23 protein-coding genes are annotated in these 23,363 nt (G+C 69.4%); 15 read left to right on the top strand and 8 right to left on the bottom strand.

The window, feature by feature from the left end; all coding sequences use genetic code 11:
* Positions 1-2: 2 nt before the first annotated feature.
* A complete protein-coding gene (locus ACZOOI_RS17390; protein WP_465276729.1) occupies positions 3-2,132 on the bottom strand; it encodes a DUF4139 domain-containing protein in 2,130 nt (709 codons plus the stop codon).
* Positions 2,133-2,225: 93 nt separating this feature from the next.
* On the opposite strand from ACZOOI_RS17390, the gene ACZOOI_RS17395 reads away from it, so the two are divergent.
* Together ACZOOI_RS17395 and mqnP are read left to right on the top strand one after the other, a co-directional pair.
* Positions 2,226-3,677: a menaquinone biosynthesis decarboxylase gene (locus tag ACZOOI_RS17395; protein WP_465276730.1), complete on the top strand. Its 1,452-nt coding sequence runs from the start codon at positions 2,226-2,228 to the stop codon at positions 3,675-3,677.
* Entirely contained in the window at positions 3,656-4,588 is a 933-nt protein-coding gene (gene mqnP, locus ACZOOI_RS17400) for a menaquinone biosynthesis prenyltransferase MqnP (protein ID WP_465276731.1), read from the top strand. Before ACZOOI_RS17395 ends, mqnP begins: the two co-directional genes overlap by 22 nt.
* 117 nt (positions 4,589-4,705) lie before the next feature.
* Here mqnP and ACZOOI_RS17405 read toward each other — a convergent pair whose 3' ends face one another.
* Together ACZOOI_RS17405 and ACZOOI_RS17410 are read right to left on the bottom strand one after the other, a co-directional pair.
* Complete coding sequence (locus ACZOOI_RS17405; protein ID WP_465276732.1) at positions 4,706-5,641, bottom strand: hypothetical protein; 936 nt, start codon at positions 5,639-5,641, stop codon at positions 4,706-4,708.
* An 83-nt stretch (positions 5,642-5,724) separates the two neighbouring features.
* Positions 5,725-6,330: a rhomboid family intramembrane serine protease gene (locus ACZOOI_RS17410; protein WP_465276733.1), complete on the bottom strand. Its 606-nt coding sequence runs from the start codon at positions 6,328-6,330 to the stop codon at positions 5,725-5,727.
* Positions 6,331-6,383: 53 nt separating this feature from the next.
* Between ACZOOI_RS17410 and ACZOOI_RS17415 the strand changes: the two genes are divergently transcribed.
* Positions 6,384-7,046, top strand: coding sequence for a UbiX family flavin prenyltransferase (locus ACZOOI_RS17415; protein ID WP_465276734.1), 663 nt, complete (start codon positions 6,384-6,386; stop codon positions 7,044-7,046).
* Between the two features lie 176 nt (positions 7,047-7,222).
* Here the strand turns inward: ACZOOI_RS17415 and ACZOOI_RS17420 are convergent, their stop codons facing one another.
* On the bottom strand, positions 7,223-7,357 hold the full coding sequence (locus ACZOOI_RS17420) for a hypothetical protein (RefSeq protein ID WP_020556503.1): 135 nt from the start codon (positions 7,355-7,357) through the stop codon (positions 7,223-7,225).
* A 180-nt stretch (positions 7,358-7,537) separates the two neighbouring features.
* On the opposite strand from ACZOOI_RS17420, the gene ACZOOI_RS17425 reads away from it, so the two are divergent.
* The 6 genes from ACZOOI_RS17425 (at position 7,538) to ACZOOI_RS17450 (ending at position 13,809) form a co-directional block, all read left to right on the top strand.
* Positions 7,538-7,996, top strand: a complete 459-nt coding sequence (locus tag ACZOOI_RS17425; RefSeq protein ID WP_026219445.1) for an Lrp/AsnC family transcriptional regulator — start codon at positions 7,538-7,540, stop codon at positions 7,994-7,996.
* A gap of 60 nt (positions 7,997-8,056) precedes the next feature.
* The gene (locus ACZOOI_RS17430; protein WP_465276735.1) at positions 8,057-9,016 is read left to right on the top strand and encodes a threonine ammonia-lyase; all 960 of its coding nucleotides are present in this window, start codon (positions 8,057-8,059) and stop codon (positions 9,014-9,016) included.
* Between the two features lie 80 nt (positions 9,017-9,096).
* The gene (gene mqnE, locus ACZOOI_RS17435) at positions 9,097-10,260 is read left to right on the top strand and encodes an aminofutalosine synthase MqnE (protein WP_465276736.1); all 1,164 of its coding nucleotides are present in this window, start codon (positions 9,097-9,099) and stop codon (positions 10,258-10,260) included.
* 126 nt (positions 10,261-10,386) lie between these two features.
* Positions 10,387-11,454, top strand: coding sequence for an SUKH-4 family immunity protein (locus ACZOOI_RS17440; protein ID WP_465276737.1), 1,068 nt, complete (start codon positions 10,387-10,389; stop codon positions 11,452-11,454).
* A 177-nt stretch (positions 11,455-11,631) separates the two neighbouring features.
* The gene (locus tag ACZOOI_RS17445) at positions 11,632-11,934 is read left to right on the top strand and encodes a DUF4229 domain-containing protein (RefSeq protein WP_396011006.1); all 303 of its coding nucleotides are present in this window, start codon (positions 11,632-11,634) and stop codon (positions 11,932-11,934) included.
* Positions 11,935-12,486: 552 nt separating this feature from the next.
* Complete coding sequence (locus tag ACZOOI_RS17450; protein ID WP_465281223.1) at positions 12,487-13,809, top strand: dicarboxylate/amino acid:cation symporter; 1,323 nt, start codon at positions 12,487-12,489, stop codon at positions 13,807-13,809.
* A gap of 101 nt (positions 13,810-13,910) precedes the next feature.
* On the opposite strand, the gene ACZOOI_RS17455 is transcribed toward ACZOOI_RS17450, so the two are convergent.
* Together ACZOOI_RS17455 and ACZOOI_RS17460 are read right to left on the bottom strand one after the other, a co-directional pair.
* Entirely contained in the window at positions 13,911-14,381 is a 471-nt protein-coding gene (locus tag ACZOOI_RS17455) for an NUDIX domain-containing protein (RefSeq protein ID WP_465276738.1), read from the bottom strand.
* Positions 14,382-14,385: 4 nt separating this feature from the next.
* Entirely contained in the window at positions 14,386-15,123 is a 738-nt protein-coding gene (locus tag ACZOOI_RS17460; protein ID WP_465276739.1) for an XRE family transcriptional regulator, read from the bottom strand.
* Between the two features lie 105 nt (positions 15,124-15,228).
* Between ACZOOI_RS17460 and ACZOOI_RS17465 the strand changes: the two genes are divergently transcribed.
* Together ACZOOI_RS17465 and ACZOOI_RS17470 are read left to right on the top strand one after the other, a co-directional pair.
* Positions 15,229-15,807, top strand: a complete 579-nt coding sequence (locus tag ACZOOI_RS17465; protein ID WP_465276740.1) for an ATP-binding protein — start codon at positions 15,229-15,231, stop codon at positions 15,805-15,807.
* A 520-nt stretch (positions 15,808-16,327) separates the two neighbouring features.
* Positions 16,328-16,636, top strand: coding sequence for a hypothetical protein (locus ACZOOI_RS17470; RefSeq protein WP_465276741.1), 309 nt, complete (start codon positions 16,328-16,330; stop codon positions 16,634-16,636).
* A 579-nt stretch (positions 16,637-17,215) separates the two neighbouring features.
* Here ACZOOI_RS17470 and ACZOOI_RS17475 read toward each other — a convergent pair.
* On the bottom strand, positions 17,216-17,998 hold the full coding sequence (locus ACZOOI_RS17475; RefSeq protein ID WP_465276742.1) for a GntR family transcriptional regulator: 783 nt from the start codon (positions 17,996-17,998) through the stop codon (positions 17,216-17,218).
* 192 nt (positions 17,999-18,190) lie between these two features.
* Between ACZOOI_RS17475 and ACZOOI_RS17480 the strand changes: the two genes are divergently transcribed.
* From ACZOOI_RS17480 to ACZOOI_RS17495, 4 genes are all read left to right on the top strand, one after another.
* Positions 18,191-18,568 (top strand): SCO3933 family regulatory protein, encoded by a 378-nt coding sequence (locus ACZOOI_RS17480; RefSeq protein ID WP_465276743.1) that lies wholly within the window; start codon positions 18,191-18,193, stop codon positions 18,566-18,568.
* Between the two features lie 2 nt (positions 18,569-18,570).
* Positions 18,571-19,878, top strand: a complete 1,308-nt coding sequence (locus tag ACZOOI_RS17485; RefSeq protein ID WP_465276744.1) for an FtsK/SpoIIIE domain-containing protein — start codon at positions 18,571-18,573, stop codon at positions 19,876-19,878.
* Positions 19,875-20,066, top strand: coding sequence for a hypothetical protein (locus tag ACZOOI_RS17490; protein ID WP_465276745.1), 192 nt, complete (start codon positions 19,875-19,877; stop codon positions 20,064-20,066). The genes ACZOOI_RS17485 and ACZOOI_RS17490 overlap by 4 nt, the downstream gene beginning before the upstream one ends.
* A gap of 235 nt (positions 20,067-20,301) precedes the next feature.
* Entirely contained in the window at positions 20,302-21,753 is a 1,452-nt protein-coding gene (locus ACZOOI_RS17495; RefSeq protein WP_465276746.1) for a replication initiator, read from the top strand.
* Between the two features lie 115 nt (positions 21,754-21,868).
* On the opposite strand, the gene ACZOOI_RS17500 is transcribed toward ACZOOI_RS17495, so the two are convergent.
* Entirely contained in the window at positions 21,869-23,326 is a 1,458-nt protein-coding gene (locus ACZOOI_RS17500) for a recombinase family protein (protein WP_465276747.1), read from the bottom strand.
* Between the last annotated feature and the right edge of the window lie 37 nt (positions 23,327-23,363).

A 23,363-nucleotide genomic window follows, 5' to 3' on the forward strand; every position in this document is an offset into this window, starting at 1 on the left:
CGTCAGATCCTCCTGTTGCCGCCGACCACGGCCTTCGCTGCCGGGATCCGGATCTCGTAGCCACCGGTCAGGTTCCTGCGCTCGCCGGGGGCGAGTTCGACATGCCACACGCGTGCGCCCGGGACGTGCCGTCCGTCGCGCAGTTCGGTGTCCTCCACCCAGCGCGGCGCGCCGGCGTGCTCCTCGATCTTCACGTCCTTGTCGTCGGTGACCGGGACGCGCTCCAGGATGTCCAGGCGGATCGGCCGGGCGAGGTGGTTGACCGCCTCGATCTCGATCCGGTGGTCGAGCACCGCGGTACCGCCGCGCAACCCCGCCGTCGACTCGCGCATGTGCGCGTTCCGCGAGACCTGCACGCTCTCCACGACGCCCACGCCCACCCGCTCGCGGGCGCCCGGCGCCAGCGTCGGCAGCGGCACGGTCATCAGGAACTCGCCGGCCACCGAGACGTCCGCCGGACCGGCGAGCAGGGCGTGCGGCGACGCGTTGGCGAGCACGACCGTGCCGAACACCGCGTCGTCCAGCGCCGGTACGCAGACGAACTCCGGGTCGAGGCCGACCTCGATCTCGCACACCGGGATGGTGTGCCACACGCCGTCCGCGGCCACCTCGGCCGGCGCCGCGGTGTCGAAGCGGTAGTCGTAGGACCCGGCCGCATCCCGCGGCGCGAGCGCGTGCTCGGGCAGCGCGAGCCGGGTCACCTCGTCGGCGCGCCGGCGGTATTCCAGCGCATTGCCGCCCGGGCCGTGCGACGCCGGGCGCAACCGGCCCCGGGCCTCGGCGTCGTCCGCGCCGCGCAGCTCCAGCGCCGCGTAGTCCAGCAGGTCGGCGCCCGGCTCGGGCTGCTCCGGCGGCGCGGGTTTCGCGCTGGGCGCGATCGCGTCCTCGTCGGCCGGCGCGCCGTAGCCGGCGAATTCCATCGCGGCGCCGGGCCCGGCCGGGGCGGCCGGGGCGCTCCGGGCCCGGCGCATCATCGCCGCGGCCGGGCGCGGCGCGGGCGGCGGTGCGCCGAAGCCGCCGGCGACCTGCATCGGCGGGGCGGCGGCGGTCACCGGCGCGGCCGGCCCCTGCATGAAGGCCGGCTCAGCGGCCTCCATCGGGTCGTTCATGCCGGCGGGCGGCACCGGCGAGTAGGCCGCCCGCCGCTCGTCGGGCCCGCCCGCGCCGGCCGCGGCCCCCGCGTACGCCGGCCGTGACAGCGGACGCTTGGCCACCCCCGCGTCGTAGCCCGCGAACAACTCGGCCAGCCCGGCCGGTGGCTCCCGCCAGCCGGCGTGCGCGGGCGCGCTCTGCCGGCGGCCCAGGCGCAACGACTTGAGCTCGGGCAGGTCGGTGCCGCGGGCCAGGTCCGCGGTGGACAGGCCGAGTCGCACGCCGGTCCAGTCCTCGCCGGTGCGCTGCGCGACGCAGGCGCGCATGACCAGCGTGCCGCCGGTCATCGCCTCGTCCAGGCGCAGCTGGTACATCGGTGCCCAGCGCGCGCCGGGCACGTGGTACTCCACGTCCAGCCCGATCGGGCCCGCGTCGCCGGTGTGCTCCAGGGTGACCACCACGGTGCCGGACACCTGGGCCCGCTCGGTGCGAACCGCGCCGGACGCCGCGTTGAGCCGGGCCCGGTACAACTCGGTGTCCCGGACCGCCTCGCGCAGTTCGTCGTCGCACGCGCCGATCCGCTCGTACAGCGCCTCGGCCCGCTCGTCGGCGAACGCGGCCAGATCCAGGAGCGCGGACACCGGTGCGGTGCGCGGCGGGTCGCCGCGGCGCACGCCGGGCATGATCGCCGTCAACCCGGTGATCTCCTCCAGTTCGGCGGCCAGGCGCGCGCTGCGCTCGTGCAGGGCCCGCACCCGGGACTCGGCCGCCTCCAGGTCGAGCAGCACGCTCGGCAGGTCGGCGTCCTGGACCACCTCGACGTCGACCACGGGCCGGACGTCGGTGACCCGCACACCCGTCCCGCCGGTGACGACCCGGGCGCGCAGCCAGTCGCCGTAAGCGGTCAACGGGAATCCGCTCACCCGCACCCGCACCGGACCCGGGGAGCCCGCCGGCAGTTCCACCTCGCAATTCCGCACACACACCGCCCCCACGGCATGAACGACCACCGAACGCAATTCCGAAGCGACCGTGAGCATGTACCCCTCCCTGCTCGGCACGAGGGTCCAACGTAGCCCGCCCGACCGGGTGCGCGTGCGGCTCGGGCGAGTCCGTGTCGGATACTGGCACGCATGGCATACGGGACCTTGCGCGCTTTCCTGAAGGCACTGGAGAAGCGCGGTGAACTGCGGCGCGTCCGCGCCGAGGTCGATCCGCATCTGGAGGTCGGCGAGATCACCGATCGGGTGAACAAGGCCAAGGGCCCGGCGCTGCTGTTCGAGAACGTCAAGGGCAGCTCGATGCCGCTGGCGATGAACGTCTACGGCACCGACGAGCGCATGCTGATGGCGCTCGGGCTGAGCAGCTACGACGAGTTGTCGGAGAAGATCGGCGGCCTGCTCAAGCCGGAACTGCCGCAGGGCTTCACCGGGATCCGCGAGGCGTTCGGCAAGCTCGGTTCGGTCGCGCACGTCCCGCCGAAGAAGATCAAGGACGCGCCCTGTCAGCAGGTCGTGCTCAAGGGCGACGACGTCGACCTGGACACCATCCCGGCGCTGTTCACCTGGCCCGAGGACGGCGGCTCGTTCTACAACCTGGGCCTGACCCACACCAAGGACCCCGACACGGGCGTGCGCAACCTGGGCCTGTACCGGCTCCAACGGCACGACAAGCGCACGATCGGGATGCACTGGCAGATCCACAAGGACAGCCGCAACCACTACCAGGTGGCCGCCAAGCGGGGTGAGCGGCTGCCGGTGGCGATCGCGTTCGGGTGTCCGCCGGCGGTGACCTACGCGTCCACCGCGCCGCTGCCCGGGGACATCGACGAATACCTCTTCGCCGGCTTCATCGGGGGTCGGCGGATCGAGATGGTCGACTGCGTGAGCGTGCCGCTCCAGGTCCCGGCCGAGGCCGAGGTGGTGCTCGAAGGCTGGTTGACCCCGGGCGAGATGTTGCCCGAGGGCCCGTTCGGCGACCACACCGGCTTCTACACGCCGCAGGAGCCGTTCCCGGCGCTGACCATCGACTGCGTGACGATGCGCGAGAAGCCGCTGCTCCAGTCGATCGTGGTCGGCCGACCGCCCACCGAGGACGGGCCGCTGGGCAAGGCGACCGAGCGGTTCTTCCTGCCGCTGCTCAAGATCATCGTGCCGGACATCGTGGACTACGACCTGCCCGAGGCGGGCGGCTTCCACAACTGCGCGATCGTCTCGATCGACAAGAAGTACCCCAAGCACGCGCAGAAGGTGATGAGCGCGATCTGGGGCGCGCACATGATGTCGTTGACCAAGCTGATCGTGGTGGTGGACGCCGACTGCAACGTGCACGATTACCACGAGGTGGCGTGGCGGGCGTTCGGCAACACCGACTACGCGCGCGACCTGCTGCTGACCGAGGGTCCCGTGGACCACCTCGATCACGCGTCGTACCAGCAGTTCTGGGGCGGCAAGGCGGGCATCGACGCGACCCGCAAGCTGCCCGAGGAGGGCTACACGCGCGACGGCGGCTGGCCGGAGATGGTCGTGTCGGACCCCGAGACCGCCGCCAAGGTGACCCGCCGATGGAAGGAATACGGACTGTGACGTCCGCCGCGCTACCCGCCCCCGGAGCACCGTCGGAGGTGGGCCGGGTCAAGGCGTTCCTGCGCCTGGTGCTGATCGAGCACTCGGTGTTCGCGTTGCCGTTCGCCTACATCGCGGCCTTCACCGCGATGTACGAGACCAACGAACGCCTGCACTACCGGGAGCTGTTCCTGGTCACGGTGGCGATGGTGGGCCTGCGCACCTTCGCGATGGCCTGCAACCGGATCATCGACCGCGAGATCGACGCACGCAACCCGCGCACCGCGACGCGCGAACTGGTCACCGGCGCGGTGTCGGTGCGCACCGCGTGGATCGGCGCGCTGGTCGCGCTGTTCTTCTACCTGGTCGCCGCCGCGCTGCTCAACCCGCTGTGCCTGGTGCTCGCGCCGGTCGCGGTGATCCCGATGGTGGTCTATCCGTACGGGAAGCGGTTCACCGACATCCCGCACGCGATCCTGGGGGTCGCGCAGGCGATCGGGCCGATCGGCGCCTGGCTGGCGATCACCGGCTCGTGGTCGTGGCCGGCGGTCGTGCTGGGCCTGGCGGTGGGCACCTGGATCGGCGGCTTCGACCTGATCTTCGGCTGCCAGGACGTCGCGGCCGACCGCGCGCACGGGGTCAAGAGCGTGCCGGCCAAGTGGGGCATCGCCGCCGCGCTGAACGCCTCGAAGATCACCCACGTGGTGACCACGCTGCTGTTCGTCTGGTTCGGCGCGCTCACCGGCGCGGGCTTCTTCTGGTGGCTGGGCCTGCTGATCGTCGCCGCGGCGTTCGTCTACGAACACTCGTTGCTGGCCCCGGACGACCTGTCCAAACTCAACCGCGCCTTCTTCACCACGAACGGCTTCATCGGCATCGCCCTGTTCGTGTGCGCTCTGCTGGACCTGGGCGTGCGGGGGCTGCGTCCGTAGGCATCCCGGGCGGGTTCGCGCGGACGCGACCGAACTCCCGCTGCGCATGCCGCGGTTCCTCCACCCCCGCCGGCCCGGCCTCGACGACCGGGCCGGGACCGGGCGGACCCGTTCACATCAGGCCGTCTTGTCCTCGCCGAACATGCCGCCGCCGAAGGACTTCAGGAGGCCCTCGAGGTCGACCGTGTCGCCGGGCGCCGGGGCCTTGGGGGAGACGCCGCCGGTGAGCTTGGAGTACTTGAGGTCGAGGGTGACCTCGTTGGTGCCGTCGCTCTTGTCGTCGGCGGTGACCCGGATCGGGAAGGGCTTGCCGTTGGCCGCGACGTACATCGTCACGGTCGTGCCGTCCTCGTCCTTGGAGATCAGCGGGATCACCTTGGTCCCGTTGATCTCCGTGGTCGGGCCCTTGGTCATCGGCCGCTTGTCGTCCGGGTCCGCGGAGTCGTCCGAGTCGGAGTCCGAGCCGAACAGCCCGTCCAGCGACGGCGTGCCGCCCTTGAGCAGGTCCTGGCCGAGCTTGCCGGTCTCCCCGCCGCCCAACTTGATGTACTTGCCCTCGACGAGCTTGGCGCCCTCGGCGAACATCTTGGTGAACTGCTCGCCCAGCGCCTTGTCCTCGGCCGACTCCGGCTCGCCCGACGCGGCCTCGGCCCGCTTGCCCAGGTCCAGAACGGTCTGCACGGTGCCCGGCGCGATCTTGACGTACGTGGTCTTGTCGACCGCGATCAGGTCCAGGGCCTTGTTGTCGAGGGTGATCTTGCCCTCGGCCTGCTCACCGGTGCCGATCTTGATGTCCACGCCGAGCGGGAGGTCGTAGACCTTTCCGGTGCCCTCGATGCGCAGGTTCGAGAGTTCCTTGAAGCCGGTCTCGGCCTGCTTGGACAGCGCCTCCACGGTCAGCGCCTCGTTCGAAGGGCCCTTGGGGTCGAGCGCGTCGCCACCACCGGCGGCCGCGGGCTTGAACGGATCTCCCGAAGAGGACTCGCCGCAACCGGCGGCGAGCAGAACCAACGGTACGGTCAGAGCCGCGGCGGATATCCGGAGCGAACGCACAGGAAAACTCCCGGTCGAGGAACAAGAACGAAGAAGCATGCGAGGAAGACCTACCCGCATCGTATGCAGCGATGTCCACCGGGTTACCCGATGGGAAGGTCCGCGGGCGAGAGGTGTGACACATCGCGTCGGCGACGGAAGGCCAGTGCCGCCGACACGCCGCCGATCAACCCGAACAGGTGGCCCTGCCAGGACACTCCCTCCGCGAGCGGGATGACCCCCATCGCGAACGAGCTGCCGTACAGGCCCAATACGGCGAAGCCGATCAGCACGTCCAGCACCCGGCGGTCGGCGAACCCGCGCACGATCAGGTAGCCGAACAGGCCGAAGACCAGGATGCTCGCGCCCGCCGTGTTCGATCCGGCCGGCGCGGTCACCCACACGCCGAGACCGCCGATCACGGTGATCGTGAGCAACACGGCGAGGAAACGGGTGATCCCGCGCAGCGCGGCCAGGAAGCCGAGCAGCATCAGCGGGAAGGTGTTGGCGACGATGTGTCCAGTGCCGAAGTGCAGGAACGGCGCGCTGAGGATGTCCGGCAGTTCGTCCGCCCGCCGAGGTGTCACGCCGTGGCCGAGCAGCGAGTCGTCGGTCGTGTAATTGATCAGCTGGACGGCCCAGACCGCGCCGATCAGCACTGCGGTCACCAGGGCCGCGTCGCGGACTCCCGACACGGATATGCGGGACATGCACACCCCTCCCCTGCGGTAGGCAGTACCGCTACGAAGCCACAATAGGAGGCATGGACCAGGAGCGGGACAGTACGGGACGACGCCCGTGGACAGTCGGCGTATCGGGGGCATCGGGCACGCCGTACGCCGCGGCGGTGCTGCGCGGGCTGCTGGACGCGGGCGAGCAGGTGGACCTCGTGGTCAGCCGGGCCGCCCGGTTGACCCTGCTCGACGAGACCGGCATCGCCTTCCGGGACGCGCACTGGCGCGACGACCTCGCCGCGTGGACCAAGCTCGACGAAGCCGCGCTGGACCGGGTCCGCTACTGGTCGGCCGGCGACCTGGGCGCGGGGCCGGCGAGCGGTTCGTATCCGGCCAAGGGCATGGTCGTGGTCCCGGCCAGCACGGCGTCGGTCGCGGGCATCGCGATCGGGCTGTCCAAGGATCTGCTCCAGCGCGCCGCGGACGTCACGCTCAAGGAGCGCCGCCCGCTCGTGCTGGTGCCGCGCGAGACCCCGCTGACCGGCACCACGCTGCGCCACCTGGTCCGGCTCGACGACGCCGGCGCGGTGATCCTGCCGGCGTCCCCGGCCTTCTACGCGGGCGCCCAGGACGTCCAGCGCCTGGTCGACTTCGTCGCGGGCAAGGCGCTGGACGTGCTCGGCGTCGCACACACCCTGTATCGACGCTGGGACGGCGAACTGGGCGGCGCCCGACGCGAGGCGGGCGGGTGAGGCGCGGCCGAAGACCGCCGGTCGGCGCGCCCGTCCGGACGATCGGGACCGCCCGGACAACGGTCACGCTCGCCCGGACGCCCACACCCACCCGGACGGCCGCACCCGTTCGGACAGACCAAAAAGGCCCCCGTGGTGACGGGAGCCTTGGCGGTCTTGCCGGATCTGCCGGGCGATCAGCGCCCGGACTTGCGGCGGCCGACCAGTCGCTTCACACGCTTGAGCGTGTTCGACGGCTGGGTGGCACGTGAGCGTTCCGCAATGGCATGCAGTTCCTGCATGTGTGCGCGGGCCATCTCCAGGGTGTACACGGTGTTGTCTCCCCACGAGTCGTCATCGGAGGCTTGTAGCTCCCGATGCCTTTGATTCTAAGGGTTAGAATCAAAATCGTCCAATGAATTACAGGCCCCACGCGGGTTTGCACCTTCGTCATGTCACAGACCCCCGGTGGCCCCCCGGTGGACACCATCGATTACCTGGAGGAAACGGACATGGATGCCGTCGACCGCAAGCTGATCCAGGCGCTGCGCGGCAACGGGCGGGCCTCGTACGCCGAGCTGGGCCGACTCGTCGGCCTGTCCGGCCCGAGCGTCACCGATCGCATCAACCGGCTCGAACAAGCCGGCGTGATCACCGGCTACCGGGCCTCCGTCGACCCGGTCTCGCTCGGCCTCGGGGTGACCGCGCTGATCGGGATCCAGCTCTCCGACGCGGCCGATCACGACGACGTCAGCCGCCGGCTGCGCGACCTCGACGAGATCGAGGACTGCTGGTTCATCGCCGGCGACGACTCGTTCATGCTCAAGGTCCGGGTCTCGGACATGGAGGGCCTGGAGAACGTGGTCCGGCGCCTGTCCGGCACCCGCGGCGTGGCCCGCACCCGCACCACCGTGGTGCTCTCCACCAAGTGGGAGTACCGCGCGGCCGAACTGCCCGAGCCCACCGAGTAGGCACCGGCCGGGTCCGAAAGGGTTGCCGGTCCGCCGACGGCCCCTCATAAGGTGGCAGGCATGACGAACCTGGTGACGCTCCAAGACCTGGAGGCCGCACGGAAGCGGATCGCGGGCACGGCGGTACGCACCCCGCTGCTGCCGTCCCTGCACGGTGACGACGACCGCCCGCTGTGGCTCAAGCCGGAGAGTCTCCAGCCGATCGGCGCGTTCAAGATCCGCGGCGCGTACAACGCGATCGCGGCCCTGACCGACGCCGAGCGCTCGCGCGGGGTCGCCGCACACTCCAGTGGCAACCACGCGCAGGCGGTGGCCTACGCGGCCCGCCTGTTCGGCGCCAAGGCGGTGATCGTGATGCCGGACACCACCCCGCGGGTCAAGATCGAGGCCACCCGCGCGCTGGGCGCCGAGGTGGTCATCGTCACGCCGGACCGGCGCGACACCGCGGCCGGCGAACTGGCCGCCGAGCACGGCTACGCGCTCGTGCCGCCCTACGACGACGCGCGGATCATCGCCGGCCAGGGCACCGCCGGCCTGGAGATCGTCGAGGACCTGCCCACCGTGGACACCGTGTTGGTCCCGGTCAGCGGAGGCGGCCTGATCTCCGGCATCGCCGCCGCGGTCAAGCTGAGCAGCCCGCACACCAGGGTGATCGGCGTCGAGCCGGAACTGGCCGCCGACGCGGCCGAGTCCTTCCGTACCGGCGTGCGCACCACCTGGTCCACCGCCGACACCTACCGCACCATCGCCGACGGCCTGCGCACCACCTCGGTGGGGGTGCTGCCGTTCGCCCACATCCAGGCGTACGTGGACGACATCGTCACGGTGACCGAGGAACAGATCCGCGAGGCGATGCGCTTTCTGGCCCGGCGCGCCCGCCTGGTCGCCGAGCCCGCCGGTGCGGTGGCCACCGCGGCCTACCTCTTCCGCAAGGACGCGCTGCCCGCCGGCCGCGAGCACGTCGCCGTGGTCAGCGGCGGCAACGTCGACCCGGCGCTGTACGCCGAGGTGATGGCCTGAGCGAGCGCCCGGTGACCCGGGCGTAACCTCGTAGCAGCCGTGCAGCGGCAATCGTGAAGACCTAGAGGGAGTGCCGAGACATGGACGCGGGCCTGCGCAAGGAGATCGAGGACAAGGTTTTCGCCGGGGAGCGACTGAGCCGTGAAGACGGCATCGCGCTCTACGCGAGCGACGACCTGGCGTGGCTCGGCGGACTCGCGCACCACGTGCGGACGGTGAAGAACGGCGACAAGGTCCACTTCAACGTCAACCGCCACCTCAACATGACGAACGTGTGCAACGCGTCCTGTGCCTACTGCTCGTTCCAGCGCAAGCCGGGCGAGAAGGACGCGTACACGATGCGGATCGAGGAGGCCGTGCGGCTCGCCAAGGAGATGGAGCCGGACGGGATCACCGAACTGCACATCGTCAACGGCCTGCACCCGACCCTGCCGTGGCGCTACTACCCCCGGTCGCTCAGCGCGCTCAAGGAGGTGCTGCCGAACGTCGCGCTCAAGGCGTTCACCGCGACCGAGATCCACTGGTTCGAGAAGATCTCCGGCCTGTCCGCCTCGGACATCCTCGACGAGCTGATGGACGCGGGCCTGGAGTCGCTCACCGGTGGCGGCGCGGAGATCTTCGACTGGGAGGTCCGGCAGCACATCGTCGACCACGACACGCACTGGGAGGACTGGTCGCGGATCCACCGGCTCGCGCACTCCAAGGGCCTCAAGACCCCGTGCACGATGCTCTACGGCCACATCGAGGAGCCCCGGCACCGGGTCGACCACGTCATCCGACTGCGTGAACTCCAGGACGAGACCGGCGGTTTCCAGGTCTTCATCCCGCTGCGCTACCAGCACGACTTCCACGACAGCAAGGACGGCATCGTCCGCAACCGGCTCCAGGCCCGGACCAACATGGCCACCGGCGCCGAAGCGCTCAAGGTGTTCGCGGTCTCCCGGCTGATGTTCGACAACGTCCCGCACGTGAAGTGTTTCTGGGTCATGCACGGCCTGGCCACCGCGCAACTCGCGCTCAACCACGGCGCGGACGACCTGGACGGCTCGGTCGTCGAGTACAAGATCACCCACGACGCGGACGACTTCGGCACGCCGAACAAGATGACCCGCGACGATCTGCTCGACCTCATCCGGGACGCGGGCTTCCGCCCGGTCGAGCGCAACACCCGCTACGAGACGCTGCGCGAGTACGAGGGCCCGGACCCGGCCCGGCGCGACACGCCGCAGCCGATGAAGCTCTGACCCGGTCCGCACGCCGCGGCCGATGAAGCTCCGACCCGGTCCGGCCCGGCGCGCCACGCCGCGGCCGATGAAGCTGCGACCCGGTCCGGTCGAACATGATCGGCGCCGAGGCGGGAGGGCTGCCGTATGCCTGACACGTTGCGGATCGCGATCACCGCGCAGGACGCCGAGGAGTGGTTCGGCGAGGTGGTCCGGTACGACCTGCCCGGGATCGGGCACGAGCCCACCCGGCGCTTCCTGGCCGAGGTGGGCCTGCCACGCGAGGCCGCGCTGATCCGGTTCGATCCGGGCGGCGTCCGCGACGGGTTGATCGAGCTCGGCACATACGGCTCGCTGCGCACCCCTGCCCGGGCGGTGCTGCTGGACGGCGCGACCGGTCGGGTCTTCGGCGAGGAGTCGTTCGGCGACCCCGCGCCGATCTCGACGGACGTGTCCACCCTGGTCCGCAACGCCGGCCTGGTCGAGGCGATCCGCACCGGCCGCGGCCCGGTGCGCACCGGCGAGGAACTGATCGATCTGCTCGGCGAGACCGAACCCGAACTGGATCCCCGGAACTCGTTCTGGCACACGTCCTTCGCGCTGTGGCAACTGCGCCGGGCGGCGGTGCCGGGCGAGGGCCTGGCGGTGCGGATCACTCCCGCGATGCTCGATCTGGTCTACGAGAACCAGTTCTCCGGCTACGAGGAAAGCCAATTGCCCGCCGCGATCACGCACGAGCCGACCCGGCGCTTCCTGCTCGACGTCGGGCTGATCGACGCGTGGGCGTACCTGGACATGCGCAGCGACGACAAGCCGCTGCCGACCCTGGCCGAGTTGATCGCCGAGCGCCGGGCGGACTGGGACGACGAGCCGGAGCCGCCGGCGGACGCGGAGCACCTGGTCGTGCTCGGCTATGTCAGCGAGGACGGCGACCTGCTCGTGGACGGCCGCACCGGTGTGGTCCGGCGCTGGTACACCGGTGCCGACGAGCCGGAGATGGACACGCTCAACACCGACCTGTCCGCGCTCGCTTTCACCATGTGGGTGATCGGACGGATGCACCGACAGGGCGAGCGGTTCGGCATCGGCATCCACGACGTGTGGGAGTCGATCGTGGTCGACCTGCTGTCCTCGGTGGATCCGCTCGCGTGGGCCGAGCCGGGCAGCTACTGGGAGAACATGATCCTGGACGGGATCAACGGGCTCGGCCCGTGACCCGGCCGGTGGCGCGGCCGGTGGCGCGGCCGGTGGCCCGACCGGGATCGGGCCGGCCGGGCTGCGAGGCGGGGCCCGGCGCTGCGTTCCGAATACGGGATGCTTGACTGGAGGGGACGGCTCGACTCGCGTCCGCCGCCACTCGTACCGCTCTGGCTAGGGGAACCGAAGGTGACCATGTCGAATCCCGCGCTGCGTTACTCGCTCTATCGGCTCGGCATCTTCGCCGCTTTGTTCGCCGTGGTCATGGTCGTGTTCGGGCTCTTCGACCTGAACGGCCGCGGGAACGTGTTCATCGCGATCGCCATCGCGGCGGCCGGATCGGCGTTGATCAGCTACCGGTTCCTGAACGCGGAGCGGGACGCGATGTCCGAGGCGCTGTACGAGCGCATGCAGCGGGCGAAGCAGCGGATCGCCGAGGACAACCGTGCCGAGGACGAGGCCGTGACGCCGGTCCGGATCGCCAAGGAAGCCTCCTGAGCCGTTCGAGCTTCGGGGGCTCGTCGGCCGTGTCGGCCGAGTCGGCTGCGTGCGTCTCGTGGGCTTCGCAAGACCTCCCGGATCTCGCGGGAACGCCCGGCCGGTCGGGCGCCGGGGAAGCGTCTTGAGCGCTTAAGCGAGGTGTGGCCGGCGGTGTCCTTGGGTGTCCGGCGGTGTCCGTTCCGTAATTCTTTGCGTTTATCGGTTTAGTGTGGCTATCCTCGCTCCCATGATTGGTGCAGGTGACACGCAGATGACGCACGCGGCGGTGGGTTTCCCGCTCGTGTCCCGTCGTCATGTCGACCTGGGCCGTTGCGCCACCGCGCTGTGTTGCGGCTGACCGCCGCCGTGCCCCTGCCGGGCTGACGCCTTCACGTTCGTCGCCCCGGCCGCCCGCACGCCGGCCATCTGCGGCCGTTCTGCGCGAAGTTTCGCTTCCTCGTAGTCCTTCCTGCGGGCGCTCGTGTGCCTATTGATGCGCAGGTCGGCGGCCGCTCCGTACCGCCACCCCCGTCCCCACGGTGCCCGTTCAGGAGCCCTGCCTTGTCTGCTGTGGATTCACTCAAGTCCCTGAAGAAAACCCCCTTCTGGGCCCAGATAGCCGCCGGCCTCGTGCTCGGCGTGGTCCTCGGCTTCATCGCCAAGGAGTACAGCGTCTCGTGGCTGACCGAGACGCTCGACCAGATCGGCACGATCTTCGTCCAGCTGCTCAAGCTGGCCGTACCGCCGCTGGTGTTCACCGCGATCCTGGTCAGCGTCGTCAACCTGCGCAACGTCAACAACGCCGCCCGGCTGGCCGCACGCACGCTGATGTGGTTCCTGATCACGTCGCTGATCGCGGTCGCGATCGGCCTCACCATCGGCCTGGTCACCAACCCGGGCGACGGTTTCAAGCTGCCGGCCGACCCGGGCAAGGCGCCGAAGACCAACGGTGACTGGCTCGACTTCCTCACCGGCATCATCCCGACCAACATCGTCACCGCGTTCTCCGAGGTCAAGGTCCTGCAGATCGTCTTCCTGGCGGTCGTGCTCGGCTCCGCGATCCTGTCGGTCGGCGCCAAGGCCGAACCGCTGGTCAAGGGCGCCGAACTGGTCCTGGAGATCATCCAGAAGGCGCTGTGGTGGGTGATCAAGCTGTCCCCGCTGGGCACGCTGGGTCTGATCGGCACCTCGGTCGCCACCTACGGCTGGGACCTGATCAAGCCGCTGGGCACGTTCACCGCCGACATCTACATCGGTTGCGCGCTGGTGATGTTCGTGGTCTACCCGCTGCTGCTCGCGCTGGTCGGCAAGGTCAACCCGCTGAACTACTTCAAGGGCGCGTGGCCGGCCATCCAGCTTGCCTTCGTCTCGCGCTCCTCGGTCGGCACGATGCCGGTCACCCAGAAGGTCACCGAGCGCCTCGGCGTCCCGAAGGACTACGCCTCGTTCGCGGTGCCGTTCGGCGCCACCACGAAGATGGACGGTTGCGCCGCGATCTACCCGGCGATCGCCGCGATCTTCGTGGCCGAGGTCTACGGCGTGAACCTGGGCATCAAGGAATACCTGCTGATCGCCTTCGTCTCGGTGATCGGTTCGGCGGCCACCGCCGGTCTCACCGGCGCGATCATCATGCTGACCCTCACGCTCAGCACGGTGAACCTCCCGCTGGCAGGCGTCGCACTGCTCCTGGCGATCGACCCGATCCTGGACATGATGAGGACCGCCACGAACGTGGCCGGGCAGATTGCAACACCTATCATCGTGGCTGCTCGGGAGGGCATCCTCGACAAGGACAAGTACAACAACCCGCGTGACCTGGACGTGGCGGACGAGCCGGCAGCGCCGCACATCCCGCTCCAGAAGTCGCCGGAGCGCGAACCGGTCTCGGTCTGACGCTCCCGCTCGACCAGCGCCCCCGATCCCCTCATGCCGAAGGGGTCGGGGGCGCTGTCGGTTGCGGGCCTTCCTCAACGAGGTCAGGACCCGGCAATGAATCAACCTAGGTAAGGCTGATCCTTCCCTGAGAGGTAGTGGCGCAGACGTAGCCGCTGTGTGGGGTGCATTGGTAGCTCCTGCAATTCAGCGGGCGATTTGAACCCAAGCGCCGTGGACTCGTCGGACGGCGTCAACTGGCCGCTGATGGCGCGGGCGACGAAACAGACGTTGAACTGCTGGCGAACCTCGCCGTCGGAGTAGGCGATGACGTGACGAGGGTCGGTGAAGATGCCCACAAGGCCGGTCACTTCGACACTGAGGCCGGTCTCTTCTCGGACCTCTCGGACGGCGCATTCGGTCAGAGATTCGCCGAGATTCATCCCTCCCCCTGGAAGCGCCCAGTTGCCCGAGTCGGAACGTCGCTGAACAAGCACTCGGCCGTGCACGTCGGCGATCACTACGGATGCTGCGACGACGAGCGCGTTGGGCGTGGGGGCTTCGGGATCGTCGTAGTAGTCGGTTCGCGCCATGCGTTCACGCTACTGCCGTGCTCTGCTCCCAGACCGCATCGAAGGACTGCCTATAGGCGGTCACCATCTCCCCCGTAGGGCTGCGGCGGAGATGCCATACAGGCGCGGCGAATGCGTTGACACCCCAGATGTGGGTGTTGACCATCAACTCGTCGTCGGCGCGGTACACGCTGTTGTAGAGCGTGGTGCCGTGAGTCCGGAGTTCGACTCCGCTGACGTCGCCGAGTGGTTTGTAGTGCATGAGGGCCAAACGGCAACGGCTTTCGATGCCATGGCCGTACTTCTCCTCGTTGCCCCTGGCGGCGACGTTCTCCGAATCAGGGTCGCCGATGGCAATGCGAATCACGCATCCCTTGACGGCCTTCGCGATCAATAGATCGTTGAACCCCGGGACGGACTCGTGCAGGTGATTGGCGGCATACACCAGGATGTCGATGTTGGTCGTGGCCCGCTCGAAGAACGATCGCCACATCACCGGTGACACCTCGGCTCGTTGGCCGTATACGGCGACCACCTCCGGGGATACGGCTCGTGCGGCGCGGCCTCGGTGCAGGCTTGGCCAGAGAAACACTGGGTCTTCCTCCAATGCTTCGGCAGCCGCGACGGCAGCACGCACGTACGGCACGCGCCCCGTGCTGATCCATCGCTCTACCGTCTTGACGTCCACCTCCGCCCGGGTGGCAAGGGTCTGCGCGGTGATCCCACGTGATGCCATCGTGGCCCGTAGCCGTTCGTTCTCCATAGCGCACCTCTCGGACGTCTTTGGGACGTTTCTAGCGCGTAAGACGTCCTCCTGTGGTCCCTTCTCGCAGTTTTGGTGTCCGCGCCGAGTCGCCAACATCCCTGCATGGGCAGAGCGCAGACGGGACAGGGAACGACGCGGGACGTGATCGAGCGGGGTCCGGCCGAGCAGGCAAGGGCGTTCACGGAGCAGCCTGCGCTGCACCCGAACCCGGATGGGTCGTGGCTCTGGCTGTCCCAGCTTCGGGGGCCCGTGCCCGGTGGGGGGTCGGCGCGGGGTCGGGACCGGATCTGGGGGTCCCATCCCGGTGCGGTGGCCGAGGCGCGGGCGTGGACGCGGTGGGTGTTGTGCGATTGGGATCTGACGTGGCTGGTCGACGAAGCATGTTTCTGTGTCTCGGAGTTGGTGACCAACGCGGTTGTTCACGCCGAGTCGCGGGACGCGGATCCGGGGGTCACGGTGCGGTTCTGGTTCTGGCCCGAGGCGTTGGTGATCGAGGTCATCGACGAGGACCCCCGGCTGCCCGAGATGCCGGGGCGAGAAGTCCTCGACGCATCGACGTTCGCCGTGGGGGATCTCTTGGACTGCCATCGCGGGTTGCTGACCGTGGGGGCACTCGCGGATCGGCTGGAGTGGCATCGACATTCCCACGGCAAGTCCGTGTGGTGCCGCTTCCTGCTGTGAACCCGGTCGCCAGGTCCTGCTGGGAGCACCCGAACTTGAGCTGGCGGGGATCACCACACGGGAGGTGGTCCCCGTCATTGACCCGGAGGGTTACTCGATCTCCTCCGGAAGTCCTGTCGTGCGGAAGCGTGCTACGACCACGCCGTTCGGAACTGCGACAGGGCGCGGCGCTCGGAGCTTCGAGCACTCCGGGTGCCGCTTGAACGCCACGGAGGGGCTCCCACCCTGGTTGCCTCCGTGGGTCTCTGCCGTGGGGGAGGGCGTGTCGACAACGTCCCCTTGCGAACACGCCGGCAGGGTGCGGCGCCCGGAATGACCGTCCCGGGCGCCGCTTCAAACTCCTGGTAGCAACCGCATAGTTCAGCCCGGACCACCCCGGAACCTTGGCGGGATAGGGGTGGTCCGGTTGAGGCCCCTGACGGAACCCCGGTGCCGATGGTACCGGGGTCGTTGCGCTGCGTGTTGGTGTGACGGTCCGTCAGGGGCCTTGTTGTGGGCCGGGGTTGAGGGAGGAGTCGCGGTGGGTCTGGATGAGAGTGCGGCGGAGGCGGGTCACCTGGTCGGCGGCGGGGGCCTGGGTGACTGGGACCCCGGGGCGTCGTTGTGGTTGCCGGGGGTGGACTACCTGGCTGCATGGCGCGCTGCCGCTGCTGCGGCGGACATGCTCAATTGCGTTTTCGACGCGCACGGGTTGGCCTCGTCGGAGGATGCTCGGGCGGTCGCGGTGTCGTTGGCGGACGGCTCGGCGACGGTGGATGTCCGGCTGTCGGTGGCCGGGGCCCGGGTGGTGTCCGGTGTGCTGCGGCGGGTGTCCGGGCGTGCGGCGTAGTCGTTCTCCGGCGGGGGCGGCGTGTCGGCCTGGTGCGCGCGGGTGGTGGTCGCAGTGTTGGGCCGGTGTCCTGCCTGTGCGGGGGTCGGGCATGGTCGGGGGCCCGTACGCTGGCCGGCTCAGTGGGGAGCACCGCTCCCCACCCGAATTCCCCACTGAGGGCCCCCGGCCTTGCCCGACGCGGGGTCCCCGTGCTGGGAGGTGGCTCAAGACTGCGGACGCCGGCCCCCAACCGAGCGGGGTTGTGGCCCTGGACGCGTCGGTGCCTTCCGGGGGAGAGGGAGGCACCGCGGCGGCCCACATCGCGCTCTCGCCGGATGGTGGTGTCCGGGGGCAGCCGCTGTGCCGGACCCCTCACGGATCCTTGCCCGGGGCGGGCCCGGTCGGGGTGCCGACCCGGGACCGGCGGCCACGCCGCACGCCCGGGGCGGGCGCCCCGGGCGGGCCCGCCCCCGGCGGCGCGTAGCGGCGCCGGGCTTGAGTAAGTAGAGAAAGTCTCGGACACCCATCCGGACCGATGGGGTCGGTCACGGTGTGTCCTTCGGTGGCGGTCCTGGTGAGGCGGGGATTGATGCTTCGTCAGTTCTTGACGGCTGCGCGGGGCTTGCGGCCGGCGGGTCGGCCCTGTGGGGTGATCACGTAGTCGGCCTGCGCGGCTTCGGCACCGGTCCGGGTCTCCTCCAACATGAGTGGTCCCGAATTCCCGCCGGTGATGCGGCGGATGATCAGCACGGGTGTGCCTTCCGGTAGTTGCAGAGCGGTGGTGTCGTCCGGGGTGGGCATCCGCGCGGTGACGCTCTCGTGCCACGTGAGGCGGTGGCCGGCGGCTTCGAGGGCGGCGTAGAGCTCGGCCTGCGGGCGGACGGGGTCGTTGCCCAGTCCGGCGGCGTCGGCGGTGGCGAACGGGATCACCGTGCGCACCATCGCCCGTGTGCCGGTCGGCCCGTGGGAGATGAGGCGGTCGCACCCGAAAGCGGCTTCGCCCTCGGCCATGCCGAGCAATGGCCCGGTGGTGGCGTCGGTGGTGGTGCGGTAGGCGGTGGGGTCCTCGACCTGCGACCACTCGCCGTGAGGGTCGGCGTAGTGGCCGGCGCTGCGGACGATGGCCCGGTCCAGGGTCACCGTGGGTCCTGTTGCGGCGTCGCGCACGAACGACCCCTTCCCGCGCCGCACGATCACCAGTCCTTCAGTCCGCAGTGCGGCGAGTGCCTGGCGCACGGTGGGGCGGGACACCCCGTAGCGCTCGGACAGGGCGCTCTCGGACGGCAGCAGTGCCCCCGGCGGGTACTCGCCGGCCTGGATGTCCCCTCGGATCGCGGTGGCCAACTGCCGGTACAACGCGTCGGGTCGGACCAAATCCATGGGGGCTCCTAGTCGGTGGCTGCTGTTCACCGTGTACGGGTTCGTCTGGTTCCGACTGTATGGCGTCACCCGTGCTGATGTCACCTGTCATGACAAGTCGCTTGCATCACAGCGCTTTCTGGCTGACACTTGTCATGACAAGTGACGTCCGACAACAGACGGGCGTCCGTGAGTGGCTGGAGGCCACACCTCATGCAGTCCATACCTGTGGACGTCACCCGGCTCGGGACGCTGCTGTGCGTTGTCGCGCCGGAACCCAAGCTCGTCAGCCGGGAAACCGGCGAAATGAAGGTCGACCGTGACGGGGTGACCGTGTGGACGGTCGGTGTCTCCGTGCGGCAACAGGGCACACGTCGGGCGTCCGTGATCGAAATCGCGGTGTCCGGTGAACCCGTCGGCATCACGGAAGGCGTACGCGTGGCCGCCGTCGGCCTGGTCGCCTTCACCTGGGAGCAGAACGGCCGGCACGGCACCTCGTTCCGGGCCGACTCGATCACCCCTGCGGCTGCCGACGCCGGCGGCCCGCTGGTGTCCGCGCTGCGCGGCAAGGACAAGGCGGGTGACGCCTGATGATGCGTCAGTTACTGGTCTGGGTCCTGTTCGTCGCGGTGGTGGGGCTGCTCGTCGCGGCCCCACTGCTGCGGCGGCGCTTCCCCGTCGGCTGGTGGTACGCGGTCGGGTTCCTGCCGGCCGGTGTTCGGGTGCTGCGCTCGTGGCGCCCGGTCGCGATCGAGCGGGGCCTGACCATCACCCGTCGTCCCTCCCGCGTGCTGCTGGGGGGCCTGATCGTGCGCGGGCAACCGCTGCGACCGGTCCCGCCTCGGATCGGCGTCCCCCGGCCGCGCCCGGGTGGCTTGGCGGTGTCGGTGCGCATGCACCCGGGGCAGACTCCGGACGCCTTCGTCGCTGCGGCGGATGCCCTCGCGCATGCCTGGCGCGTCCACGCCGTGCGGGTGGTCTCGCCTTCGCGCGGGCGGGTTCGCCTGACGGCCTTGGCGACCGATCCCCTGGGGAACCCGTCCGCGCTGGACAAGCGGGCTCCGGTTGAGCCGCTGATGTGTGCCCGGGTCGGCCAGCGTGAGGACGGCATCCCGTGGGTGATCGACTTCCGGGCCCTACCGCACTGGCTGATCATCGGGGCCACGCGCACGGGCAAGTCCACCCTTCTCGCCGCGCTGGTGACCCGGCTGGCACCGCAACCCGTCGCCCTGGTGGGCGTCGACCTCAAGGGCGGGATGGAACTCGGCCTGTTCGGTCCGCGCCTGTCGGCGCTGGCCACGTCCCGCCGGGAGGCCGGCGCGCTCCTCGATGCCCTGGTGGAAGAGACACATCTCCGCATGACCGCCTGCCGGTTTGCCCGGGTGCGCTCCGTCTGGGAAATGCCGGACGGCAAGCGGCCCGTACCGATCGTCGTCGTGGTGGATGAGGTGGCGGAACTGTTCCTCGCTGCCTCGCGTGCGGAAAAGGACGACGCGGCGCGGGCGGCCACGGCGCTGGTACGGCTCGCGCAACTCGGCGCGGCGCTGGGCATTCACCTGGTTGTCGCCGGGCAACGTGTCGGCTCGGATCTGGGGCCCGGGGCTACGGCGCTGCGGGCGCAACTCGCCGGGCGCGTCTGCCATCGGGTCTCCGACCCCGGGACGGCGGAAATGGCCCTCGGTGACCTCAACCCCGAGGCGGTCGATGCCGCACAAGCCATCTCCCCTGATGAACCCGGCGTTGCCATCCTCACGGGCGTCGGCGGCGATTGGATGCGGGCTCGGTCGGTTCTGGTGACCCCCAAAGACGCGGCAGGTATTTCCGCAGCCCATGCCGGGATGACTCCCGACCTGCCCGCGCTGACGGCGGCCTTGGCCGGCTGCGGTGAGGGGGCGCGGTGAACTCCGCTCAGACCACGTTCCCGCTGGTCTTCGTCTTCGGCCTGGTCGTCTTCATGCTCGTCCGCGCCGGCGAACTGCGCGTATGGCAAGTCTGCGTCGTCGGCCTATTCGGGTTCTACCTCGCACAGTCCGCGCTGGCCCCGGCGATCTCCAGCCTGGTGGCCTCCCTCGTCTTCGCACTGTTCTGACAGACCTGGAGCACTCCTTTTGACCATGCGCCCCGTCCGCTGCCCGATCTGCCACGGCGACCGCAACACCCGCACCCGCACCGGACGGCACCGCAAGTGCCGCTGCTGTCGCGGCAAGGGCACCATCCGCTGACCCACCCGCACGACCCGAAAGGCCGATCACCGTGACCACACCTCCGCGCCGCACGGCGCCTTGCACCCGCCAGACCCCTTCGGCTGCCTGGAGGCACCACCCTTGCCGAGCACCACCACACCCACCCACCACCACCACGCATACGGCGACCGTGCCGAGCACTCCCGCTTGGCACGGCTCGCCGGACTCACCCCCACCGAACAAGACCTCATCCGGATAGCCAACCTGTCCGGATTCCCGCGCTGGGTCGAACAGATCCGCACGACGGGCGGGTGTGAACACCCGATCTACCTGAGCGGCTCCACTGTCACCCGTGACGCCTCCGGGGCGGTGGTCCACGCCTACTCCACCGAAGACGAACCCGGTGGACGCCTGGCCGTGCGCTGTCGCAACCGCCGGGCCTCGCGCTGTGCACCCTGCTCGTACGAGCACCAGGGCGACACCTTCCACCTCGTCCGCTCGGGCTTGGTCGGCGGCAAGGGCGTCGTGCCCGATGTACGCGACCACCCGCGCTTGTTCGTCACCCTGACGGCACCTTCATTCGGGCCTGTCCACCGTGGGACCACGGACGGGCCCTGCCGACCCAGGCGCGCCGGCAGCCGCTGCGAACACGGGAGGCACCGCGGCTGCCCTCGTACACATTCGCCCGATGATCGTGTCATTGGGCAGCCGCTGTGCCGGGCCTGCTACGACTACCCGCACCACGTACTGTGGAATGCACACGTCGGCGAACTGTGGGACGGCTTTGCGCATGCCCTGCGGCGGCGCCTGGCCTCGGTAGCCGGCATCCCCCGGTCACGCCTGCGCGAACACCTCAAGGTCTCCCTTGCAAAGGTGGCCGAGTATCAAGCGCGCGGCGCGGTCCACCTGCACGCGGTCGTGCGCCTGGACGGCCCCGACGGCCCCGACTCGCGTCCACCGACCTGGGCCTCGGATGACGTCCTGGTCGCGCTTGTTCCCGAAGCTGCCGCCGGGGTACGGGTGTCCGCCCCGGAGTCTGAGGCGCTGGGCTCCTACGTCCTGCGCTGGGGCCGACAACTCGACGTGCGACCGCTGCGGGCCTTCAACAACGGGTGCGAGCTGACCGACGATGCGATCGCCGGCTACCTCGCCAAGTACGTCACGAAGTCCGTGGTCGCCGGCGGCGGCACGGACACCCGGATAACCCACCGGTCCACCATCGACCGACTACCCGTCACAGACCACGTGCGGGCCCTCTTGGGGATCTGCTGGGACCTGGGCGGACTTCCGGAGCTGGCACACCTGCGCATGCGCGCCTGGACTCACACGCTGGCGTTCCGGGGCCACTGCCTCACCAAGTCCCGCGCCTACTCCACCACCTACGGGGCACTGCGGGCAGCCCGCGCCGACCACCGACGTTCTGATGGCGACGCGGGCCCCGATGACCTGGGTCGACTCACGCTTGCAACATGGCGCTTCGCCGGACACGGCCACACCCCCGGGGAGGCCGAGATAGCGGCCGGTATCGCGGAAGACCTTTCAAGGCAAAGGGCGTTCGTTCGTGGCGAGCGTGCTGCGGGGCCGCGTTGGTAAATGACGAGCGGCACCTTCACACTCCCGCGTGGATCGCCGAAGTGCTCGAACGATGGACGCCCCCGGTTGACTACGACGAGCGGCTAGCAGGGGTAGTCGACAGCTACATAAGCGATCATGCGCCGGGAGACGGGTCGAACGAGCAGCTGTCGCCGACTGGTGTGACCTTCATCGAGTCCAACTCGGGCGGCTTGCGCCGTCCCCGTCCGAGTGAGAAGAGGTCGGCGTGGTCGATGACGCCGGCGATGAGTGTCCGGCGGCGAACGAGGTTGTCGGGCTCGTCGTTGCGCCACACCGTGAGGGCGTCCACGACGTTTCGAGACTCCGCCACGACGGATGCCGCTTCGCGCTGACGAAGGGTCTGCAACTCGGACCGCAGATGGGACAGCGAGTCGAAGTAGTCATCGTCCTCCATATCGCCGTCCTTCCAGCGCTGGCGCAGTACGCGAATGCGCTGCTCCTGCACGGAGATCTTTCCGGTCAGATCCTCGTCCTTGGCTTCCGCTACGTGCTTGGGTCGGCGCTTCAGTAGCGCGGCCTCCATGAGTTCGTCCAAGCGATCGGCCACCCAGGCGTATTGGCGGCTGACCTTGCCGCACCCCAACTTGCCCGTAGTCCCGCTGACCTGTCCGGAATGGCAGTACACCTTGCGGAATGAACGCTCCTTCACCGTGACCCACTGGATGCGCATGACCGAATGGCAGTAGCCGCACCGCAGAAACCCGGTGTAAAGGTGCTTCCGCCTCCCGGAATCGTGGGAGATAGGCGTCTTGCGGACGTCCAAGATCGTCTGGACGTTCTCCCACTCCTCACGGGTGAGCGGGTGAGGGTAGGTGCTGTCCCCGATGTCCCCACCCTTGTACGTGACGATCCCGCCCACGCGTTCCGAGCGATAGACCCGCTTGACCTTCTGGATGGTCCACTCCGTGCCGGATCCAGAGCTTCGCGCGCCTGCTGCGTTCCACGCGCGGCATACATCTCCCGGGGTCTTCTTGCCACTCATGAGCATGGCGTATCCCTGCTGGATCAACTCGACCTCCTCAGGGACCAACCGCTGAAACCCTGAGCCGGGCTCGAAGCCGAACACCCTCGGTCCGCCGGCGTGTGGCTTGCCCTTCTCCCGGCGTTGAAGCAAGGAATCGTTGATCCGTTCGGACATGCGCTCGGTTTCCTGCTGTGCCACTGCACCCTTGATCGTGAGGATCATCCGGCCGCTGGCGCTGGACGTGTCCTCACCTTCGGTGGTGGCGAAGTGGAAACCGTGCTCCTTCTGCTGGTCCAGGAAGGTCGTCAGTTCGGTGATGCGCCGAGTGAGGCGGTCGATCGAGTAGACGACGATCGCGTCGATCGTGCCGTCTGCGGCGTCCCGCATCATCTGCGTGTACTGCGGGCGACGCCTCTTGCTGGTGGTCGACGCGGAAACGTCGTTCTCCGGGTACACCTTCACGACAGGCCATCCGCGCCGCTCGCACAGTTCCCGGCACGCCTTCTCTTGGCGTTGGATGCCTAGTTCCTGGCCCTTGCGGTCCTTGCTGATCCGTACATATATGCCCACGCGCCTGGGCTTCGCCATGATCGCTCCCCGAACAGATCGATGTACTCAGAGCAAC

The organism is Embleya sp. L77 (genome assembly GCF_055557415.1).

Excerpts from the sequence above, each read along its gene's own strand:
- ACZOOI_RS17390 (WP_465276729.1), bottom strand. The coding sequence starts at position 2,132 with ATGCTCACGGTCGCTTCGGAATTGCGTTCGGTGGTCGTTCATGCCGTG.
- ACZOOI_RS17500 (WP_465276747.1), bottom strand. The coding sequence starts at position 23,326 with ATGGCGAAGCCCAGGCGCGTGGGCATATATGTACGGATCAGCAAGGAC.
- ACZOOI_RS17440 (WP_465276737.1), top strand. The coding sequence starts at position 10,387 with ATGCCTGACACGTTGCGGATCGCGATCACCGCGCAGGACGCCGAGGAG.
- ACZOOI_RS17410 (WP_465276733.1), bottom strand. The coding sequence starts at position 6,330 with ATGTCCCGCATATCCGTGTCGGGAGTCCGCGACGCGGCCCTGGTGACC.
- ACZOOI_RS17425 (WP_026219445.1), top strand. The coding sequence starts at position 7,538 with ATGGATGCCGTCGACCGCAAGCTGATCCAGGCGCTGCGCGGCAACGGG.
- ACZOOI_RS17445 (WP_396011006.1), top strand. The coding sequence starts at position 11,632 with ATGTCGAATCCCGCGCTGCGTTACTCGCTCTATCGGCTCGGCATCTTC.
- ACZOOI_RS17465 (WP_465276740.1), top strand. The coding sequence starts at position 15,229 with ATGGGCAGAGCGCAGACGGGACAGGGAACGACGCGGGACGTGATCGAG.
- ACZOOI_RS17460 (WP_465276739.1), bottom strand. The coding sequence starts at position 15,123 with ATGGAGAACGAACGGCTACGGGCCACGATGGCATCACGTGGGATCACC.
- ACZOOI_RS17480 (WP_465276743.1), top strand. The coding sequence starts at position 18,191 with ATGCAGTCCATACCTGTGGACGTCACCCGGCTCGGGACGCTGCTGTGC.
- ACZOOI_RS17395 (WP_465276730.1), top strand. The coding sequence starts at position 2,226 with ATGGCATACGGGACCTTGCGCGCTTTCCTGAAGGCACTGGAGAAGCGC.
- ACZOOI_RS17415 (WP_465276734.1), top strand. The coding sequence starts at position 6,384 with ATGGACCAGGAGCGGGACAGTACGGGACGACGCCCGTGGACAGTCGGC.
- mqnE (WP_465276736.1), top strand. The coding sequence starts at position 9,097 with ATGGACGCGGGCCTGCGCAAGGAGATCGAGGACAAGGTTTTCGCCGGG.
- ACZOOI_RS17475 (WP_465276742.1), bottom strand. The coding sequence starts at position 17,998 with ATGGATTTGGTCCGACCCGACGCGTTGTACCGGCAGTTGGCCACCGCG.
- mqnP (WP_465276731.1), top strand. The coding sequence starts at position 3,656 with ATGGAAGGAATACGGACTGTGACGTCCGCCGCGCTACCCGCCCCCGGA.
- ACZOOI_RS17485 (WP_465276744.1), top strand. The coding sequence starts at position 18,571 with ATGCGTCAGTTACTGGTCTGGGTCCTGTTCGTCGCGGTGGTGGGGCTG.
- ACZOOI_RS17430 (WP_465276735.1), top strand. The coding sequence starts at position 8,057 with ATGACGAACCTGGTGACGCTCCAAGACCTGGAGGCCGCACGGAAGCGG.
- ACZOOI_RS17455 (WP_465276738.1), bottom strand. The coding sequence starts at position 14,381 with ATGGCGCGAACCGACTACTACGACGATCCCGAAGCCCCCACGCCCAAC.